The sequence below is a fragment of the Azotobacter armeniacus genome, assembly GCF_054779355.1.
The window spans coordinates 1-513 of record NZ_BAAGYK010000133.1; the positions used below are offsets into that span (position 1 = coordinate 1).

Genomic DNA, 513 nt, shown 5'->3' on the forward strand with positions numbered 1-513 from the left:
GGCCTTGAGGTCGGCGATGATCGAGAACAGGTGGGCGACCTCCTTCTCGGTGATGGCGGAGGTCGGCTCGTCCATGATCAGCACGTCGCTGTCGTAGGACACCGCCTTGGCGATCTCCACCATCTGCCGTCCGGCGATGCTCAGCTCGCCGACGGCCATCTTCGGGTCGAGATCGATGCGCAGGCGCTCGAACAGCTCGCGGGTCTGCCGGTACATTCGCCGGTGGTCGACCATGCGCAGCGCGTTGAGCGGCTCGCGGCCGAGCCAGATGTTCTCGGCGATGCTCATCTGCGGCATCAGGTTGAGCTCCTGGTGGATCATCGCGATGCCCATCTGCAGCGCCTGCAGGGGGGTCTCGAGCACGATCGACTGCCCGCGCAGGCGCAGCTCGCCGGCGTCCGGCTGGTGGATGCCGGCGATGATCTTCATCAGCGTCGACTTGCCCGCGCCGTTCTCGCCCATCAGCGCCAGGACGGTGCCGGGACGCACGCGCAACTGCACGTCGGAGAGCGC

At 67.3% G+C, this 513-nt stretch carries 1 protein-coding gene; it reads right to left on the minus strand.

What is annotated here, in order from left to right:
• A partial coding sequence (locus ACYVD0_RS17735; protein ID WP_460428036.1) for an ATP-binding cassette domain-containing protein occupies positions 1 to 513 on the minus strand: 513 nt, incomplete at both ends.